We start from the raw sequence: 19,668 nt of genomic DNA on the forward strand, positions 1-19,668 counted from the left end.
ACAGCTTGGTGATTTTAGGTAAGATCAGTTGTTTAACGATTCTTCAACCGGTTTCATATTGGCGGTGAGGAAATGGATCGCGAGCCAGGCGATAATATACGCGAGCCCGCAAACAACGAACAGAATGTTATAACCGGCGCCGATATTTCCCGTTCCTTTATAATGGTCGAGCAACGCGCCCACCAGCAGCGGGAAGAACGTCGAGCCGAGGGAGCCGGCCATACCCCCGATACCGACCACCGAACTGACCGCACGTTTCGGGAAAATATCGGAAACGATCGTGAAGATGTTCGCGCTCCACGCCTGGTGCGCTGCGGTTGCTATGGCGATGATACCAACCACCGTCCAAATATCCGTAGCAAATTGCGCCAGGATAATCGGCATGACTGCGAATGCCATCACGAGTAATGTGGTTTTGCGCGCACGGAGCGGCGTCCAGCCTATTTTAATCAGGTATGACGAAAGGTAACCGCCACCGATGCTACCGAATGTGGTCGCCGTGTAAACGATCGCCAAATGCAGGCTTGGCTTTTTAAGATCCAGTGCAAATGTGGTAGCGAAGTAGGATGGCAGCCAGAACAGGAAGAACCACCATACGGGGTCGGTCAGGAACTTTCCGATAATGAATACCCAGGTTTGCGGGAGCCTAACCAGTTTGGTCCAGTGTATGGTTTTCTGGTTCTCACCGTCACCGGCTTCATTATCGCTATGGATGAATGCATATTCTTCGGGACCTACTTTCTTGTGGCGCGAAGGGATTTCGTACATCAGCCACCAGAATATCAACCAGATAAACCCGAGCGCACCGGTGATCAGGAATGCACCCTGCCAGCCGTAGGTGCTCAGCAGCCAGGGTACCAGAATAGGCGCAGCTACCGCGCCGATACTTGTTCCGGAGTTGAAAATACCGGTAGCGAGTGCGCGTTCGCGTTTAGGGAACCATTCGGCTGTCGCTTTGACGGCCGCCGGGAAGTTACCCGCCTCGCCAAGGCCCAAAATAGCCCTGACCGTACCGAATCCGAACGTACTTTTAACAAATGCATGTGCCACCGCAGCGACACTCCAGATGATAATGGAAACGGCGTAACCAAGTTTCGAGCCGATTTTGTCGATGATGTTACCGAACACAATATAACCGGCGGCATAGCAGCCCGCGAAAACCATCACGATGTTCGCATAGTCGGATTCGGTCCAGTTGAATTCTGTTTCTAGGGTCGGTTTTAGTAATCCAAGAATCTGTCTGTCGATGTAGTTGATGGTGGTTGCAAAGAAGAGTAATGCGCAAATAACCCAGCGATAGTTGCCAATATTGGTTTGTTTCATGATGGGGGAAAACTGATTTCTTGGATTCAGGAATTTGTAAAAATACGTCTGTCTTGGGGATAAGACTACATTTTTCCCATTCTACCCCTTAATGATTTTGCAAAAGACTTCAACAAAAAAAGATCCCGCACCGGGTTGGGCAGGATCTTGGGTAATAGAAGGAACGTATCGTAAATAATTTACTAACCACACTTTCTCATTAAAGAGGCGGTGTGGCCGGATTTACTCATGTAATAGGATAGGCCAGCTGAGCCTTCACGAGTTCGGCTTCATTGGTCAGGTCTAGGCGGAGGGGCGTGATGGATACAAATTGATTTTCAATGGCCCAGCGGTCGGTCCCTTCCTCGGCAGGTTCGAGCGGCACCACGGTAAACCAGTAATGCTTGCGGCCCATCGGGTCGAGGGCCGGGACAATTTTATTGTCATAAAGCCGCACCGACTGCCGCGTCCAGCGTACGCCCCTGGGGTTATGCGGGAAATTTACGTTCACCAGGTTTAAATGGGGGTTTTTAAAAAGCAGGTCCAATGCTTTTTCCACAAACGGATCGAGCTTCTCAAAATCGGGTTCCACGTCGGTGGGGGTGCTCAATGCGATGCCCTTGATCCCGAACAGCACCGCCTGCTTGGCGGCGGCGAGCGTGCCCGAATGCCACATCGCATTCCCCAGGTTAGGCCCCAGGTTGATACCCGAAAGCACCACATCGGGCTTGTCCCACAGGTGTTGCCCCAGTGCCACGCAGTCGGCGGGCGTACCATTCACGCGGTAGGCGTCGATCCCCTCGAATTCGATCGGGGATTTTTTATAGGAGAGAGGCCTGGACGCCGTAATAGCATGGCCCATAGAGGATTGTTCCACATCCGGGGCCACGATTTTCACCTCCCCGAACCGCGAGGCAATTTTGGCGAGCGCCGCAATGCCCGGGCTGTATATTCCGTCGTCGTTCGTTACCAGGATTTTCATAACGTATAGCGTTTTCAGGTGGTTATTAATAAAATTATGCCTGGTATGTTTTTTATAAAACCGGGATATGCTATACATCCTGATATGAAAAAAACGACCCTTTTACACAACCCAACAGCTGGGGATAATGACTTTTCTAAAAAAGAACTGGTCAAACTGATAAAGAAAGAAGGTTTCGAATGTACCTATTCGTCGGTGAAGGAGGAAGGTTGGGATACTTTCGAAAATGATACCGATTTTCTGATTGTGGCCGGTGGCGATGGTACCGTCAGGCGCGCGGCGAAAGCGCTCATGAAACGCAAGCGGCTCGACAAGCAATATCCGCTGGCCCTGTTGCCGCACGGGACCGCCAACAATATCGCCACCGCATTGCAGATAGAAGGACATCCGAAGGAGATTATTCCGCATTGGCATCATTTCCGGCTCAAATCGTTCGACATCGGCCGTATCCATGGGGTGGGTGATGACCTGTTTTTCCTGGAAGCATTTGGCTATGGTATTTTCCCGCGCCTGATGAAGGTGATGAGTAAAATAGAGGGCGATATCGGTGATACGGCCGAAGAAAAGCTGAAAGCCGCCCGTGCCGTACTGCTCGAAATCGTACAAAACTACGAGGCCCGGCCCTGCACGATCGTGGCCGACGGTGTAGAGCATTCGGGTAATTATATTATGGTTGAAATCATGAATATCCGCTCTATCGGCCCCAACCTGGTGCTCGCCGGCGAGGCCGATCCGGGCGATGGTATGCTCGATGTGGTGATGGTTTCGGAAGAAAGCCGCAGCAAGTTCGAGTCGTTTTTGCTCAGCCGCATTAATGACGAGGACAAGGAATTCAGTTTTTCAACGCTCCGTGCGCGGAAAGTGAAGGTTTTCTGGGATGGAAAAGACGGCCACGCGGACGACGAACGGTTGAAAATCGAAACGCCGGTCGAAGTGGACATCGAAATACTGCCTGACATGCTGCAATTTATGATTACCGAAGGCTAAGTCCATAACTTTTGGTTATAGCGGATAACCAATTGTGATTGGCGTACGATGTGAATGTGCTCTACTTTTGGAACATCAAAGTTTTCCAAAATTCTCATTCACATTGAATTATGATTCACACAGATATTTGCATTATCGGAGCGGGGCCAGTGGGGCTCTTCGCGGTTTTCGAAGCCGGACTGCTCAAAATGCGTTGCCACCTGATCGATGCCCTGCCCGTGGTGGGTGGCCAGCTTGCTGAAATTTATCCCCAAAAACCAATTTACGACATTCCCGGTGCACCGGCCATCATTGCCGAAGACCTTGTGAACAACCTCATGAAGCAGATCGAGGAGTTCAAACCGGGGTTCACGTTGGGCGAAAGGGTGGAAGCACTCGAAAAGCAGGACGACGGAAGCTATATCGTGCGTACCAACGAGGGAACCGATGTGCATTGCCAGGTGGTGGTTATCGCGGCAGGCCTTGGCAGCTTTGAGCCGCGGAAGCCGGCCGTCGAACAGCTGGAATATTTCGAAGGCAAAGGTGTGCATTATATGGTGAAAAAGCCGGAACAGTTCCGGGGAAGGAATGTGGTACTGGCAGGTGGAGGTGATTCCGCGCTGGATTGGACGATTTTCCTGGCCGATATCGCTTCCCGCGTCACGCTCGTACACCGGGGCGACACCTTCCGCGGCGCGCCGGATTCGGCTGAAAAAGTGCACGATTTGGCAGGTAAGGGAAAAATAGACCTCATTCTGCAAGCACAGGTGAACAAGCTGGGAGGGAACGGCGTGCTCAAAGAAGTTTCGATTTTAGGAAATGATAAATCGGTCACCACCATTCCCACCGACGATTTTATCCCGCTTTTTGGCCTCAGCCCGAAACTCGGCCCTATCGCCGACTGGAACCTGGGCGTGGAGAAATCCGCGGTCATCGTCGATACATTCGATTATTCGACCAATGTCGAACGCATTTACGCCATTGGCGATATCAACACGTATCCGGGTAAGCTGAAACTCATTTTGTGCGGTTTCCACGAAGCGGCCATCATGATGCAGAGCGCATTCAAGTACGTTTACCCTGATCAGAAATTAAGTTTTAAATACACCACAGTGAACGGTGTTAATCCATTTTAGCCATGATCAATATATTCATTGAGAACGATTTAGGAGAACGCCAGGCGCTGGAAGTACCCACCGATATGGGTTTCAACCTGATGGAAATCCTCAAAGCATACGAATACGACATACAGGCAACCTGCGGTGGAATGGCGCTCTGCGCTACCTGTCACATCGAAGTGCTGGAAGGCAAGGAAAAGTTGCCGGACTCCAACGACCAGGAGCTCGATACGCTCGACACATTGCCGAATGCCGACAATAACAGCAGACTTTCGTGCCAGCTCCGGCCGTCCGACGAAATGGACGGGTTGGTAATCCGCCTGAAAGCCTTGCAGGAAGCTTGAAATAAGGTTATTAGAATTTTGGAATAATAGTACATAAACCTCCGCTGGCATACAGCGGAGGTTTTTAGTTTTCAGAAAAGTCGCCTTACCTGGGGTAGTACTTCGTTCACCCATAATTTGTACATTTTGCCGGAGAAATGCAGCTGGTCGGACGCTAGCATGGTAGGATCGCCGAGCGCTGTTCTCGAAATGCCTGTAATGTCGATAAAGAGGATTTTCTGTTTGTCGCATTCCTCCTTTGCAACAGCATTGAACCGGTCTATTTCCGCTGCAATGTGGTCGCGGTTACCTTCGCCGAAGGCAGTTACGCCCCAATCGGGGATGGAAAGTACAAACACTTTTTCGGCCTCCCCGCCAGCGTAACCGATCGATTTTGTCAGTAATTGACGGAATTCGACTCGGTATTCTTCCAGGTTACGTCCCTGGTACTGGTTGTTGACGCCGATGAGCAACGATACCACATCAAATGTGCCGGATGGCGTTCCCGTAGGAGGGGCCTGTTCCAGCGCGTCCAGCAGGTTGCGTGTGGTCCAGCCCGTTCTGGCGATAATCTGCGGCGCCGCAACCGATTTTCCGTTCGATTTCAGTTCGGCAGTCAGTATAGCAGGCCAACGCTCGTCCACAGATACGCTTTGCCCGATGGTGTACGAATCGCCCAGAGCGAGGTATTGCGTCTTGCCGCTTTCATTGACGGGGTCGGGTACGGAAGGGGCAGGTACCTGCGTGCCGCCACAGGACAACATGAAAAGTGTGATAGCGATTTGAAACAGTCTCATAACAGATATACCGTTTCGCCGGGTGTTTTGGATCGATATGCCATTGAATTATACTAAGCCATTACCGCGATCAGGTTTAATGTAACGCCTGCAAGTTCTTTATTTCCAGTTAAATGCACTTTCGCCAATGCGTCGTCCGGTTTAATGGCTTTGGTGAAAAGCTTCCAGGCAGTGTCGGCATCGAGGGTTATCGACGCCTCCGCAGTGTTTTCGGAAGTTTCCCCGATTATCCAGCCGTTTTCAGTTTTAATCAAAAACCATTCAAACGTCTCATCGAGCGCGACCACAATGCGTACGGCCGTTCCCTCAGGCGCCTGCGTGTGCCTGTATGTATGCGGGAGACCGCGCAGGAAGGTTTCGATGAGCGGGCGGAAAAGCCGGGGTGTCATAATGCCATGCACAATGTCCGGCCGGCCGACGGCATCGCGGATCTGTTGCTGGTGGTGCCACTTTTCGGTGTATTCACGGGCGATGTGGAACCAGTTTTTGGAAACTGCTTCGCCGGCCCAGGACACTGAAAATATAGCGTCGGCTTCGAGATCTTGTTGGGCCATGATTTCTGAATATTGCTTACCTGTGCTTTCCAGGAGCTCGGTCAGGAGGGCAGGGCTCATTCGTTGAGAGGCTTTTACCCAATCCGCGTTCAACTGGTTCAGGTAAGCTACCAGATCGTCATAGCTGTTGATTTGCCGATCAGGGGCTGTGAAATGGCCGTCGCGGTACATGGATATCACCCGAATATTGCCATCCAGCAAATGCGCGGCTACGTCGCGTACCTTCCACAAGCGCGCGACAGTTGGCTTCTCCCATTCTTCGGGTGTGAGGGATTTGAGTAGTGAAATGAGGTGTTCGTCGAGCTCGGCGAACAGGTGAATGGTGTGGATCATGGCGTTGGCGTGGACTTGGTTTCTCCCTAAATATCGATGAAAAAGGGATTTGTTGTGATGTTCAGGATGCGATTTGGTATTTTTGGGCTGGTTCAAAGTGCAGAAAAATGACTTATTGCTTAGGAATAAAAGTGAAAGAGGGCCTTGTGGCCCTGGCCGATACCCGGATTACCGCGGGTACCAACACGACGACTAAAAAGAAGATGTACGTAACCCAGCAGGACAATTATTCGATGTTTATCATGACCAGCGGATTGAGGTCTGTACGCGACAAGGCGGTACATTATTTCGAAGAGCTGATCAGCGAAGGCGTCGTTTATAACAAGCTCTACAAAGCTGTAAATGCGTTTGGCGAGCAGATCAAACGGGTAGCGGAGGAGGACAAGGCGAGCCTGGAAAGGTCGGGCCTCAAATTCAATCTTAATACCATTGTGGGCGGTCAATTAAAAGACGACAAGGACCACAAGTTGTTTCTTCTTTATTCGGAAGGCAACTGGGTAGAGCTCGACGAAGGCTCGCCGTACGTGATTATCGGCAATTCCGGCCAGGGGAAAGCCATATTGAATCGTGTACTCAATGAAAATTCAACGATGAAGCAGGCGTTGAAAGCCGGGTTTTTGTCATTCGACTCCACGCGCGTCAGCAACAACGATGTCGATTTCCCGATCGACGTGGTGTTGTACAAAAAGGACAGTTTTGCGATCGCCGAACATCGCTACGAGCAGAAAGATATGGAAGAAATATCAAGGATCTGGGCCGAAAAGCTCAAACAAGCGCTGGACGACATCCCCGAAGATTGGATGGATCAAACCTTCGACAAAATGGAATAGCACAAAGGGGACCAAAAGTCCCCTTTGTTATGTCATTGAGGGCCAGCGGCCCGACACATTTCCTATCCAGGGACTTCAGTCCCTGGGACAAGGGACAGCCTTAGAGGCCATACTTGTCTATAAGATACAGCATGGAGGCCATCGCTGCTGCCCCGAGTTCCAGTTCGCGTTTGCTGACGGTCTCAAACTTGTCGTTCGCCGCGTGGTGATAATCGAAATACCGCTGCGTATCCGGCATAAGCCCCAATAGCACGGTACCTTGCTGCGCCAACGGGCCAATATCCGCGCCGCCGCCGCCGGGGCCCAGCTCATGAACGCCATAGGCTGCAAACAACCTCGACCATTGTTGGATTTTAGCCTTTTGCGCAGGCGTACCTACGACCCCGAAGCCGCGCGGTGAAAATCCTCCGTGATCCGATTCAATAGCCGCAATATGCGTCTCCTGTCTGGACTTGGCGGAATCGGCATAAGTAACGCCTCCTTTCATACCATTCTCCTCGTTCATGAACATGACCGCACGTAGCGTGTTGTTGGGCTGGTAACCCAATGCTTTCAGGATGCGGACTGCCTCAATGGACTGCACACAGCCGGACCCGTCGTCGTGTGCGCCCTGGGCGAAATCCCACGAATCGAGGTGACCACCTACGGCAATGTATTTGTCGGGGCTGGTTTTCCCTTTCAATTCCCCGATCACATTATGCGAAGGAGCATCCGGAAGTGTTTCGCAGTTTTGTTCGAAATAGAATTCTGTCTCGGGATTTTCCTTTAATGTTTTGCTCAGCAGCTCGGCGCCGTTCGTGCTGATTGCCGCCGCCGGGATCATGGGCGCGCCGCTCGCGTAGCGCATGCTGCCCGTATGCGGGAAGTCGTCGAGGCGGGTCGTCATGGAACGGGTAATAGACCCTATTGCGCCCAGTTTGGCAGCTTCGCTCGCGCCAGCGGCCCGTTGCTCGACCGCACCTGCATAAGCTTCGAATGTGTTGATTTTGGTCGGGTCCATCGGGCGGTTGAAGAATACGATTTTACCCTTCACCCGATCCGCACCCAGGTCGCGAAGTTCCTGGAAGCTTTTTACCTCGATTACTTTGCCCCTGACACCACCTTTGGGTGTGGCAACCGAGCCGCCCAATGCCGCAATGGGAACGTCTGTTTTCTGTTTACCGACGATAATCTGTGCTTTCTCCTTCGCCCCGCGTACCCAATGCGGAACGATCACATTTTGCAGTAATACATGATCGAAACGCTCATTTTCCATCACCGACTTGGTATAAGTAACAGCCTTAGCCGCACCTTCCGAGCCGCTCAGTCTCGGCCCCACCTGCTGGGTAAGATGCCGAAGCCATTCGTAGGATTTGCCCTCGCCGAGTGCTGTGTCGTAAATTTTGCGTATGAAGGCAGAGTCAGCCTGAAAGTCGGTTTGAGCCGAAACAGGAAGCGCTATCCCCGTAATGGAAAGGGATAGCGCCGTAATGAATGTTTTCATGTATGGAAGGAGTTATTGAGTTTATGAGTTATTGAGTTTAAAGTTTATGAGTTTAGAGTTTATGAGTTTAAAGTTTATTAATTCCTGCTCTGAACTCTGAACTCATGAACTCATAGACTCTGAACTCAATAACTCATAGACTCATAAACTCTAAACTCCATTCAGCTCGGTTTCACGTCTTTTCCCTGCCGCTTGGCAATTGATAGCAATAAGGCAGGCAAAAGAATCAGATTGGTACACATTGCCACCAGCAAAGTGATTGACACCATCACACCCATCGCTGCCGTTCCGCCGAAGCTGGACGCTGCAAAAATAGAAAACCCGCAGAAGAGGATCACGGCCGTGTAGATCATACTTAGGCCTGTTCCAAAAATAGCTGCGGTTACCGCTTTCGATGGTGTCAGGCCCTTTTTGTAGAGCTCCTCACGGTAGCGTGTCAGGAAATATACTGTTCCATCGGAGGCAATACCAAACGTGATGCTGAAAATGAGGATTGTCGTCGGTTTGAAATAAATATCAAAATATCCCATGATACCGGCCGTCAATGCGAGCGGGATCAGGCAGGGGAGCTTTGAAAGCAGGATGATAGGGATGGAGCGGAAGAGCGCCATGCCCACGATCGCGATGAGGACAATGGCGATCAGGAGGCTTTCGTACAAATTGCTGAGCAGGTAGTCGTTGCTTTTCAGGAACACAAGACTGTGACCGGTGAGGCCCACTTTGTATTTCTCCGGACTGAAAATCGAATCGACTTTCGGGCGGATCCGGCCCATGAGCTCTTTAATGCGCTCCGAACCGACATCGGCCATCTGGAAACTGACCCTGGTGACACTCTTGTCCTCGTTGAGGAATGAGGTCAGCTGTTTGGCCGCGCCCTGCTGATTTTGTAGGTAGGGGGACATTTTATTCAATTCCAATACACCCGGCAACGCGTAATATTTTGCATCGCCGCCGCGGTAGCCCTGGTAAAGGAATTTGGATGCTTCCACGATGGAAACCGGTTTTGAAAACTCGGGGAACTTGGCCATTTCGTTCTGCAAAGCCTTGATCTTGTACAATGTCCTGGCCTGATCCGCAAAAACGCCGTTCGGCTGCCCGGTGTTGATCATTACTTCGAAAGGCAGTACGCCATTGAAGTTCTTCTCGAAAAAGCGGAGGTCGGTGTAGACGACATCTTTTTTAGGCAAATCATCCACCACGTAGCCGATCGTCTGGATTTTGGTCATCCCGAATGCGGAAACGACGATCAATACGACCATCGCAATGTAAATCTCTTTGCGGCGGTTGTGGACCAGGTTATTAACCATCCTGAGGAACCCGAACGCCCATTTTCCTTCGAGGTGCTTCAAATGGCGCGGCTTGGGCGTGCTCATATAATGCAGGGTAATGGGCAATAGCACCAGGCACAGCACATAGGTAACCATGACGCTGATAGCAGCCACCACCCCGAACTCTACCAGGAGAATACTGTTGGTGAAATAAAATACCCCGAAACCGATCGCCGTGGTCATGTTCGCAAGGAACGTCGACAACCCGATTTGTCGGATCATTTCCCGCAATGCCTCGTCCTTGTTACTATGCGATACGAGTTCTGCCTGGTATTTGTTGATCAGGAACACGCAGTTGGGAACCCCGATGACAATGAGCAGCGGCGGGATAAGGCCGGTCAGTGCGGTGATTTTATAATTGAATAAATGCAATATCCCCACGGAGAATATCACACCGATAAGCACCACTATAATGGAGAGCAAAGTAAGCCGGAAGGAGCGGAAGAATGCCCACAGGATAAGCAACGTTACGAATACGGCCAGGCCCATGAAGAGCTCCATTTCCCCGGATATCTTCTTCATATTCACCGTCCGGATGTAAGGCATCCCGGAATAATGCAGATCGGTGTTGTATTTGGTCGCGAATGTTTCGGACATTTTCTCGATGTCATCGACGATCGTCAGCCGGCGTTTGGAGTTGAGTTCCTTATCGTTGAAGGTGATGACGATCAGCGTCGCGTTGGTTTTGCTGTTCAGTACCAATCCCTCGTAAATGGGCAGATTGGCGATTTCTTTTTTAATGCTGTCGGCTTCGGCCTGGGTATTGGGAATATCGCGGATAACCGGGGAGAAATCGAAACGGGTGAGGCTGTCGTTGCGGGTGATTTTATAGACGTTGGCAAGCGAAAGCACATTTTTGATCCCCTCGGTTTCTTTAATCTGCTGCGAGAGTTTGCACCAGTCGCGGAATTTGTTGATTTCGAAAAGCTGCGGGTCCTGCCAGCCGATCACCATCACACTGCCGTCCTCGCCGAAAAGCTTGCGGAAGTCCTGGTATTCTTTCTCTACGGGGTCATTGGAGGGCAGGATGCGTGCGAAATTGTAGGAGAGTTCAATTTTGCTGGCTTCATAGGCCATGAAGACCGTCGATACTAACACTAATGCAACCCACAAAAGCCGGTAGCGGATGATGTAAGCTGCTATTTTATTCCACATAATCAATAATTGAGTTCACAAAAAGTTGCAAATATAGCTACTACGAAGGGAAAAGGGGCATTTTTGAGGCTTCAAATGCCCGCCAATCTTTCAAGGTGATGGTATTCAATGCCAAAGAAACGCTTGGCTTCCCGGATCTTTTCGAGCGCTGCTGCCTGCGATTTTTCACTCCTGTTGCCCTTTGTTCCTACAATCAGCACGTTTTTAGGCGTGTGGGCGTCGGAAATAAATTCAAACACTTTGGTTTTATAACCGAAATATTCCAGCACCAGCGCGCGGATACCGTCGGTTACCATTTCCGCCTGTCTTTCCAGGAAAATACCATGCCGGGTGAGGAAGCTGACGTCATTTTCGGCCTTATGTTTCTCGATTTGCCTGCGGATTTGCTTGTGACAGCAGGGGGCAACCACGATCAGATCGGATTCCGCCTGAACGCCTTTGAATATGGCGTCGTCGGTAGCGGTGTCGCAGGCGTGAAGGGCGATGAGGATATTCGTGCCGGTTGCATCGAACTGGTCGATCGTGCCTTCGCGGAACGACAGTCCCCCGAATCCGGCCTTTTGAGCGATCTGATTACATAATGTCACCAGATCCTCCCGAAACTCGATGCCGGTGACTTCCGGGGCGAGTTTCAGTACATTCTGGAGATAATCGTACAGGGCGAAGGTGAGGTAACCTTTGCCCGAGCCCATATCCGCCACCTTGACCGCATTTTCCGGGTTGATTTCCCTGATCAGGCTGCTGAGAATGTCGATGTAATGGTTGATCTGCCGGAATTTATCCTGCGCATTGTGGAACACGTTACCCTGCTGATCGGTGATTTTCAGATCGAACAGGTAGCCTTTGCCGTGGGATGAAATGAGCCGGTTTTTGTTCTTATCGTGGCTCAGGGAAGGTGTGTCCCGGTTGGCGACGGCCTTTTTCTTCAGAGTGGCCTTACCGCTGGGATGCATTTCAAAAAGTAAATCCGAATCGGTCATTTGCAGGGTCGCGACGCGGAAGTCGTTTCCGAGCCATTGCGTCAACATGCCGGTCACCTCTTCGAACGTGTGGTTTTTGGTAATATCGCGCGTTTTGTGGCGATAGGTAAGGCTTAGCCGCGGCTCTTTCTTGATAAGGATTTTCTTGATGTAGACATTTTTCAGGCTTTCATCGGCGCCGTGGTAGTTGCCGAGCGAGAGTTTGATAAACGAGCCATTATGCAGACTATTTTCGCTCTCGGTAATGAACTCCTGAGCCTTTTCGGTAACATTCATGAGGGTGCTTCAATCTTTTCTATAAGAGGTAACGACCAAATGGGGCGTTACAGTTTCGTTGCGCGGGGAAAATCACCTGATGATCACTTTCGGGATCTCGATTTCGACACGGATGCCGTTTTGATTCTCGCTGTGGATCTGTATTTTGCCATGCAGGCTTTCCACACGGCTTTTGATATTTCTCAATCCAACTCCCTGCCGGCTCGGCTCGATCATGCCGGTACCGTTGTCGCTCACCACCAGGACAATCGTTTTGAGGTTTTCGGTCAGGTCGACCGAAGCCTCGGTGGCGCCGGAGTGTTTGATAATGTTGTTGGTTAATTCCAATACAATGCTGTACAGCTCAAACTCGATCTTATTGTTGAGCCGGTTGTTCATTCCCTTCTGGTTGAATGCGAATGCGATATTCTTGTTTTCGTTCAGTTTGCTGATGAGTCGTTGCACGGCCATGATCAGTCCATGCTCTTCGAGTTCAGCCGGCATGAGGTTGTGCGATAGGCTCCGCACTTCTTTATAAGCGGCTCCCACCATCTGGTGTACGCTTTCGTAGATCTTCTGTTCTTCTTCGGAAAGTACTTTTTTATCAATTCCATATAAATACCAGTTCAGCGACGCCAGTGTGCCGCCCAGGTGGTCGTGCAGTTCGGCGGCAACGCGCTTTCTTTCGATAGTCTGTCCTTCGATCAATGCTGCCTGAATCTCGGCGTTTTTCCTGCGAAGCTTTTTGTTATTGAACCAAAGAAAGACTGCGGAAAGGATAACGAGGCAGGAGAAGCCGATCAGGAACCGCTGAACGGTGCGCTGCTCGCTGATAATTTTCTGCTGGATTTCAGAGTCCATCAGCTTGTTGTCGTACATCAGCTGGTACATCGTGTATTGGCGTTTGATCGTCTCGTCATGGATCATGCGCCGCGTGTAGTTGACCGCCTGGCTGTAATTCAGGGCTACATCGTACATCTCTTTGGCTTTGTAAGAGCGGGAGAGCGTTACCAGGGCCCAGTTGGTTTGCTGGGTCGAATGATAAATTTTGGAATAGGTCAATGCCCTGAGGCCTGCCTCGATGGACTGGTCGTATTTTTTTTGGTAATAGTAGATATTGCTAAGGTCGTTCAGGCAGTTTAATTCTCCATACCTGTTCTGGATTTTCCGGAATAGCGCGATGCTTTGCAAAAAGTACTTTTCAGCTTCGGCGTAGTTGCCCGTGCGCACGCGCATGTAGCCTATGCTTTGCAGGACAGTAGCGCGGCCCCAATCGGAGTTCATTTTATCGAACATCTTGTACGACTGGTCGTACAGCCTCAGCGCCGCGTCATACATACTTTTTTCGCGGTAGCAGTTGCCCAGATTCTCGATGCTTAATGCGAGCGAGCTGTCGGCTTTCAGTTGCGTGAAAATCTGTATGGCATGCTCGTAGTTGATCCGGGAAGAATCCCACTGACGATACTCGGAGTAGCTTTCTCCCAGGAAGCGTTTGCCGTGTGCGGTGAACATCGGCATGTTCAGCTGCTTTGACAGGGTGATCGTTTCATTGGAAAGCTCGCGCAAAACATCGTAGCTGCCATCCAGCAAATAATAGGTGCTCAGCAGGTTGTACGCAAGGAGTTTTCCTTTCGCCCATTGATGCTTTTGGGAAAGCCGCAGTACGTGTTTGGAATAGAACATCGACTTTTCGGCATCCTGAAACAGGTACTCGGAGGCAAGTTTATGGTACTTGTGGATCAGGACGGTGTCTTCGGCAAAGCCTTCCTGCGGCTTGGATTCCACTACTTCTGTACTCCTTGTTGCGCCATTGCCCTGCCCGGTGGAGGTGCATTGGCTGAAAGAAAGAACACATCCTAACGCGAAGAGGAGAATTAGTTTGTAGAATTCATTCATATAACACTGTTCTCTTGTGAGTTAGGTGCGTAGCGGGTTGTCGAAGGCTGGTTTAATAAGGCAGGCGCGACTAGCCTTTACTTACAAAAATATTGTCTTTTATGTAATATCTGTAAGGAAGTTCGCGGCCGACGTTAATGCCGATACGTGGGCCGGATATAATCGCCTGAGGAGCAGCGACTGGCGCGCGGAGGTATAATGCATCACCGATGAGCAGGGTAGCATTGTGCTTCTCGCGATCAATGCCCATGGCTTGTACCAGTTTGCCGGGCCCGCGGCAAAGTTCTTTGTGTGTAACCCTACCGGTAATGGGCATACCGGGTGTTTTTCCGGGCCGGATAAGCCTGCGCATTTCCATCAGTTCGACACCGGCGGTGGGCTGCAATGCGCGTATCAGCACCGCTTCCCCGGTGCCTTCCGCATTGCTGACAATATTGAAGCATTGGTACATGCCGTAAATCAGGTACACATACACCGTACCTGCGATGCCATACATCGGCTCGGTGCGCGCTGTCCGCCGGTTGAAGGCGTGACAGGCGGGATCATCCTGCAAATAGGCCTCCGTTTCGACGATTATGCCGCTTGTGAGGCCATCCGGACTTTCATGCACCAGTTCACAGCCCAGCAGCTTTTGCGCGAGCGTGCGGGTATCGTAATCGGAAAAGAAGGAAAGCGGAAGCTTCTCTCCTGGCATCAGATAATATTCATCGTTTGCTCCTTGATTTTTTCGAGCTCGTCCTTCATTTGTACCACCAGATGCTGGATTGTGGCGTCGTTGGCTTTCGAGCCGATGGTATTGATTTCCCGGCCGATTTCCTGCGCGATGAAGTTGAGCTTTTTACCGTTGCTTTCGGAAGCATTCATCGTCTCGGTGAAATAGGTAAGATGGTTGGCCAAACGGATCTTCTCTTCGGAGATATCGAATTTCTCGACATAATAGATCAGCTCCTGTTCGAAACGGTTCGGGTCGAAATTGTCGTCGGTCAGCAGATCCCTTACCTGCTTTTCGAGGCGTTCCCGAACGGCTGGAATCCGGGTTTTGTCTTGCTCTGCTACCTGGTCGAGCAGGTTCTGGATGGTCGAGATGTATTCGGAGAACTTCTCGGCAGTCATGCGACCTTCCTGCTCGCGGAAAACAGAACATTTGCGGAGGGCTTCCATCACGGCAACTTTGATCTGAGCCCAGTCATTTTCCTTGCTCGATTCGTCTACCGTTTCATTGTTGTAGGCATTGGGCATTTGCAATGCGATACGAAGCAATTCGGTGGTATCCGGTGTGAAACCAAGCGAACCTGCCGTTTCCGACAAGTCGTGATAATAGGCACTCACCAGCGGCCGGTTTACGGATGTGGAAGCGACAGTTTTACCAACAGGCTGTACTGTCAAAGTAAACTCAACCTTACCGCGTTCCAGCGACTGGGTAATGAGGTTACGGATTTCGATCTCCCTTTCAGAGTAGTTACGCGGTACGCGACAGTAAATATCCAGGAATTTGGAGTTCAATGTCTTGATTTCCACCGTGACATTGATCGATTCGGATTCGATGTTGGATACACCGTATCCGGTCATTGATTTTAACATAAGAATGTGCGTTGGTTCCGGTGAAGGAACGGGTTAATTAAATCGCTGCTTTCCTCCCGACTTAGCCGGATGCTGGCTTTCGGATGGCTGTGGCTTCGAGATCAATGCATTTTTATCCATTTCGGCGTTGAAAATGCGGAATCTCGATACGTCGCAGGCCAGGTACAGCGCTTGCAGCAATGAGCCGGGTTCTGCGAGGTTTTTTCCCGCAATATTATAGGCAGTGCCATGGTCGGGCGAGGTGCGTACAGCGGAAAGCCCAGCCGTGAAATTCACGCCTTCGTTGAATGCGAGTGTTTTGAATGGGATCAGGCCCTGGTCGTGGTACATCGCAAGCACTGCGTCATACTGGCGGTACGTGCTGGCGGCGAAGAAACCATCGGCAGGGAACGGGCCTACGACGAGGTTCCCTTTTTCCTTGAACTGCTTGATGACCGGCTGGATGATTTCGATCTCCTCCGATCCGAGCAAACCATTCTCGCCCGCGTGCGGGTTGAGGCCCAGCACAGCCAGTTTAGGTTTTTTTATACCAAAATCTCCTTTCAACGATTGCAAAATCTGCTCGATCTTGGCTGTGAGTTTTTCAGCCGTGATGTGTTCGCGGACATTTTGCAATGGTATATGGCCCGTAAGCACGCCTACGCGCAGGTCGCCTGCCACCATGAACATCAGCGCATCATCCTTGCCGAATGCCTGCGCGAGGAATTCAGTATGGCCGGGGAATTTGAAATCTTCGTTCTGGATATTATCCTTATTAATCGGGCCGGTTACGAGGGCTTGTATTTTACCTTCTTTGAGGTCTTCCACGGCGCGCTTCAGGGATGCAAAAGAACCCTGACCGGCTTCGACGGTGATCTTTCCGGGCTGTATCTCCGTCTGATGGTCGTGCCAGCAAGTGATGACGTTCGTGAGTTTATGGTTGGCCTGCTCGGCTTTCTGGATGCCATGCAGGTTCCAGTCTTTCATTTCAAGCAGGTTGCGGTACTGGTTCAATACTCTCAGGGAGCCGTAAATGATTGGTGTGCACAATTTGGATAACTGGTTCCCCTCTAATGCTTTAAGGATTACTTCCGGGCCAATGCCGTTATAATCGCCGATTGTGATCCCGATGACCGGTTTATCACTGTGTTGTTCGCTCATGTAGGTAAATGCTGTTCTATGTGTTCTCCTGCGTAATTCTGTATTACTTTTGCCGAACGGTTCAACCGGCAAGTTACAAAAAATCCTGTGCTACTATGAAAATCCTGATCGCAGACTCCATGCATAACTCATTATTCGAGATGCTGGACGAGCAAAAGTGGGAATACGATTACCATCCTGAATACAAAAGAGAAGACATAAAAAATGCATTGCCCGGCTATGATGGGCTGATGATCCGCAGTAAGACGTTCCTGGATCGTGAAATGCTTGAAAACGCGAAAAAATTGCGGTTCATCGCACGCGCAGGCGCAGGGCTCGACCTGATCGACCTGGATGTGGCCAAAGCGTTGAATATCGAGGTGTTTCACGCCGGTACCGGCAATCGTGACGCCGTTGCGGAGCAGGCCTTAGGCATGCTGCTGGCGCTTTTTAACAACATTCTGCGTGCCGACCGGCAGGTAAGGAATGGCATCTGGGACCGCGAAGGCAATAGGGGAGTGGAGTTGATGGGCAAAACCGTTGGTCTGATCGGCTATGGTAACAATGGCTCTGCTACTGCGAAGAGGCTCAGCGGTTTTGGCTGTAAAGTGCTTGCGTATGACAAGTACCGTGATAATTACGGCGACGCTTTTGCGACGGAATCGTCTATTTCGGAAATTCAGCGCGAGGCCGACATTCTCAGCCTGCACATTCCATTGACGGACATTACCCGTTACCTGGTTAATGACGAATTTATTAGCGGTTTCGCCAAGCCGTTTTATTTGTTGAACTTATCCAGAGGCGAGGTAGTGCAATTAAAGGCGGTAACCAAAGCTTTGGAGTCGGGGAAAATCCGGGGAGCTTGCCTGGATGTACTCGAAAATGAAAAGATCGGAAAACTGACCGCTGAACAGCAGGAGGTGTTCGATTATTTATGCACGTCGGACCGTGTGGTGCTTACGCCGCATATCGGAGGCTGGACCCATGAGAGCTATGTACGGATCAATGAGGTGTTGGTGGATCAGATTCGAAACTGGCTATAAACAAATATGCCGACCAATGGTCGGCACGTTTGCATCTATTAGCCATGAAAAATAAAATACTTACTTGCCAAGTGTACCGCGAAGCGCACGTGGGATTTCAACTGATGCGATCGGGTTGCTTGCCGCTGTCAATATAACAAAATTTTCAGCTTTGAGTGCACCAACCTTCACAGATTTTCCTAAATCTAGTTCAGTCACATCAACATTTACATAGTCAGGGATGTTCTCCGCAAGACCTTGTACGCGCAATTTACGCAATTTTTGGTTCATTTTACCACCTTTCATAACGCCGGCGGATGTACCTGTCAATTTGATAGGCACTTCAACTTTAATTTCTTTTCCGGGTACGATTTGAAGAAAATCCGCGTGGATCAACGCATCGTTTACCGGGTGGTATTGTGTTTCCTGAAGAATCGCATTGTACTCGGTACCTTCGATATTCAGTGTAACGTTAAAAATATCCGGTGTGAAAAGCAATTCACGGAACAACATAGCAGGTGCATAGAAATGCACTTGTTCGCTTCCTCCGTACAGCACAGATGGAACATAACCCTGAGCGCGCAAGTTTTGTGATTCCACCTTGCCGAGATTCGCTCTTTTAAACCCTACAATCTCAAGACTTTTCATAAGAAATTTTATAAGAAAGTTAAATAAAAGAAAATTTACTGAGAATTTATAAACAATGAACTAATAGATTCGTGATCGCGGATCCGACCTATTGCCTTTGCAAAAATTTCTGCAACAGACAGTACGCGGATTTTTTCATTCTGTTGCTTAAGAGGAATAGTATCTGTTACAATTAACTCTTCAAGCACTGAATTGGCAATATTTTCATGCGCCTTGCCCGACATGATCGCGTGGGTACTGATCGCCCGCACGGACGTCGCACCCTTTTCCATGATAATCTCGGCTGCCTTGCAAAGCGTACCACCCGTGTCGATCAGGTCGTCTACCAGCACTACGTCCATCCCTTCCACATCTCCGATCACCTGCATGCTCGCGATTTCGTTGGCGCGTTTTCGGTGCTTGTCGCACAGGATCATGTCCGCGTTCAGGAACTTGGCAAAATTCCGTGCACGTGCGGCGCCGCCTACGTCGGGCGATGCGATCAGCAGATTTTTGAGGTTCAGGGATTTAATATAAGGAACAAAAATAGATGTTCCTTCGAGGTGGTCGACAGGCAGGTCTAGAAAGCCCTGGATCTGTCCGGCGTGTAAGTCTATGGTCATCACGCGGTCAACTCCTACTGCCGTAAGGAGGTTGGCAACGACTTTCGCTGCGATCGCCACGCGTGGCTTGTCTTTTCTGTCTTGTCTGGCGTAGCCGAAATAGGGGATTACCACCGTCACATAATGCGCCGAAGCACGACGGGCCGCATCCACCATCAGCAGCAACTCCATCAGGTTATCGGCAGGAGGGAACGTAGATTGAATGAGAAATACATCACAACCCCTGATCGACTCCTCGAAACTTGGCGACAGTTCACCATCGCTGAATTTCCGCAACGTGTAGCCTCCCAGTTCCTTACCATAATACCTGGCAATGTCTTTGGCCAAATATTCGGACTGACTCCCCGAAAATATTTTTACTGTATTGAATGAACCCATGGCCAAACTAAAATTT

Annotated in this window: 18 protein-coding genes; 5 read left to right on the forward strand and 13 right to left on the reverse strand. The window is 50.3% G+C overall.

Going from position 1 to position 19,668, the window contains the following annotated elements:
* Positions 1–24 precede the first annotated feature (24 nt).
* Together J7619_RS20010 and surE are read right to left on the reverse strand one after the other, a co-directional pair.
* Positions 25–1,323 (reverse strand): MFS transporter, encoded by a 1,299-nt coding sequence (locus J7619_RS20010; RefSeq protein ID WP_291202640.1) that lies wholly within the window; start codon positions 1,321–1,323, stop codon positions 25–27.
* Between the two features lie 226 nt (positions 1,324–1,549).
* A complete protein-coding gene (gene surE, locus J7619_RS20015; protein ID WP_291202644.1) occupies positions 1,550–2,284 on the reverse strand; it encodes a 5'/3'-nucleotidase SurE in 735 nt (244 codons plus the stop codon).
* An 84-nt stretch (positions 2,285–2,368) separates the two neighbouring features.
* On the opposite strand from surE, the gene J7619_RS20020 reads away from it, so the two are divergent.
* From J7619_RS20020 to J7619_RS20030, 3 genes are all read left to right on the forward strand, one after another.
* The gene (locus J7619_RS20020; RefSeq protein ID WP_291202647.1) at positions 2,369–3,271 is read left to right on the forward strand and encodes a diacylglycerol kinase family protein; all 903 of its coding nucleotides are present in this window, start codon (positions 2,369–2,371) and stop codon (positions 3,269–3,271) included.
* 110 nt (positions 3,272–3,381) lie between these two features.
* Positions 3,382–4,386: an NAD(P)/FAD-dependent oxidoreductase gene (locus J7619_RS20025; RefSeq protein WP_291202650.1), complete on the forward strand. Its 1,005-nt coding sequence runs from the start codon at positions 3,382–3,384 to the stop codon at positions 4,384–4,386.
* Positions 4,387–4,388: 2 nt separating this feature from the next.
* Entirely contained in the window at positions 4,389–4,712 is a 324-nt protein-coding gene (locus J7619_RS20030) for a 2Fe-2S iron-sulfur cluster-binding protein (protein WP_291202653.1), read from the forward strand.
* 71 nt (positions 4,713–4,783) lie between these two features.
* On the opposite strand, the gene J7619_RS20035 is transcribed toward J7619_RS20030, so the two are convergent.
* Positions 4,784–5,488, reverse strand: a complete 705-nt coding sequence (locus J7619_RS20035) for an SGNH/GDSL hydrolase family protein (RefSeq protein WP_291202656.1) — start codon at positions 5,486–5,488, stop codon at positions 4,784–4,786.
* A 53-nt stretch (positions 5,489–5,541) separates the two neighbouring features.
* Positions 5,542–6,375, reverse strand: a complete 834-nt coding sequence (locus J7619_RS20040) for a maleylpyruvate isomerase N-terminal domain-containing protein (protein WP_291202659.1) — start codon at positions 6,373–6,375, stop codon at positions 5,542–5,544.
* A 107-nt stretch (positions 6,376–6,482) separates the two neighbouring features.
* Between J7619_RS20040 and J7619_RS20045 the strand changes: the two genes are divergently transcribed.
* A complete protein-coding gene (locus tag J7619_RS20045) occupies positions 6,483–7,205 on the forward strand; it encodes a peptidase (RefSeq protein ID WP_291202661.1) in 723 nt (240 codons plus the stop codon).
* A 100-nt stretch (positions 7,206–7,305) separates the two neighbouring features.
* Here the strand turns inward: J7619_RS20045 and J7619_RS20050 are convergent, their stop codons facing one another.
* The 7 genes from J7619_RS20050 to pdxA all read right to left on the reverse strand — a co-directional run bounded on the left by J7619_RS20050 (position 7,306) and on the right by pdxA (position 17,023).
* Positions 7,306–8,688 carry a M28 family peptidase gene (locus J7619_RS20050; RefSeq protein ID WP_291202664.1) on the reverse strand — a complete coding sequence of 461 codons (1,383 nt, stop codon included), beginning with the start codon at positions 8,686–8,688 and terminating at the stop codon, positions 7,306–7,308.
* A gap of 161 nt (positions 8,689–8,849) precedes the next feature.
* The gene (locus J7619_RS20055) at positions 8,850–11,171 is read right to left on the reverse strand and encodes an RND family transporter (protein WP_291202667.1); all 2,322 of its coding nucleotides are present in this window, start codon (positions 11,169–11,171) and stop codon (positions 8,850–8,852) included.
* A 71-nt stretch (positions 11,172–11,242) separates the two neighbouring features.
* Positions 11,243–12,427, reverse strand: a complete 1,185-nt coding sequence (locus J7619_RS20060) for an SAM-dependent methyltransferase (RefSeq protein ID WP_291202670.1) — start codon at positions 12,425–12,427, stop codon at positions 11,243–11,245.
* A gap of 72 nt (positions 12,428–12,499) precedes the next feature.
* On the reverse strand, positions 12,500–14,302 hold the full coding sequence (locus J7619_RS20065) for a sensor histidine kinase (protein WP_291202673.1): 1,803 nt from the start codon (positions 14,300–14,302) through the stop codon (positions 12,500–12,502).
* A gap of 70 nt (positions 14,303–14,372) precedes the next feature.
* Positions 14,373–14,996 (reverse strand): DNA-3-methyladenine glycosylase, encoded by a 624-nt coding sequence (locus tag J7619_RS20070; RefSeq protein WP_291202676.1) that lies wholly within the window; start codon positions 14,994–14,996, stop codon positions 14,373–14,375.
* Positions 14,996–15,883, reverse strand: a complete 888-nt coding sequence (locus J7619_RS20075) for a YicC/YloC family endoribonuclease (protein ID WP_291202679.1) — start codon at positions 15,881–15,883, stop codon at positions 14,996–14,998. The genes J7619_RS20070 and J7619_RS20075 overlap by 1 nt, the downstream gene beginning before the upstream one ends.
* Positions 15,884–15,916: 33 nt before the next feature.
* Positions 15,917–17,023, reverse strand: a complete 1,107-nt coding sequence (gene pdxA / locus J7619_RS20080; protein WP_291202682.1) for a 4-hydroxythreonine-4-phosphate dehydrogenase PdxA — start codon at positions 17,021–17,023, stop codon at positions 15,917–15,919.
* 8 nt (positions 17,024–17,031) lie between these two features.
* Between pdxA and J7619_RS20085 the strand changes: the two genes are divergently transcribed.
* On the forward strand, positions 17,032–18,045 hold the full coding sequence (locus tag J7619_RS20085) for a 2-hydroxyacid dehydrogenase (RefSeq protein WP_291202685.1): 1,014 nt from the start codon (positions 17,032–17,034) through the stop codon (positions 18,043–18,045).
* A gap of 60 nt (positions 18,046–18,105) precedes the next feature.
* Here the strand turns inward: J7619_RS20085 and J7619_RS20090 are convergent, their stop codons facing one another.
* Together J7619_RS20090 and J7619_RS20095 are read right to left on the reverse strand one after the other, a co-directional pair.
* Positions 18,106–18,672 carry a 50S ribosomal protein L25/general stress protein Ctc gene (locus J7619_RS20090; protein WP_291202688.1) on the reverse strand — a complete coding sequence of 189 codons (567 nt, stop codon included), beginning with the start codon at positions 18,670–18,672 and terminating at the stop codon, positions 18,106–18,108.
* Positions 18,673–18,707: 35 nt separating this feature from the next.
* On the reverse strand, positions 18,708–19,652 hold the full coding sequence (locus tag J7619_RS20095) for a ribose-phosphate pyrophosphokinase (protein WP_106595328.1): 945 nt from the start codon (positions 19,650–19,652) through the stop codon (positions 18,708–18,710).
* Positions 19,653–19,668: the final 16 nt, after the last annotated feature.

This window comes from Dyadobacter sp. (genome assembly GCF_017744695.1).
GTDB lineage: Bacteria > Bacteroidota > Bacteroidia > Cytophagales > Spirosomataceae > Dyadobacter.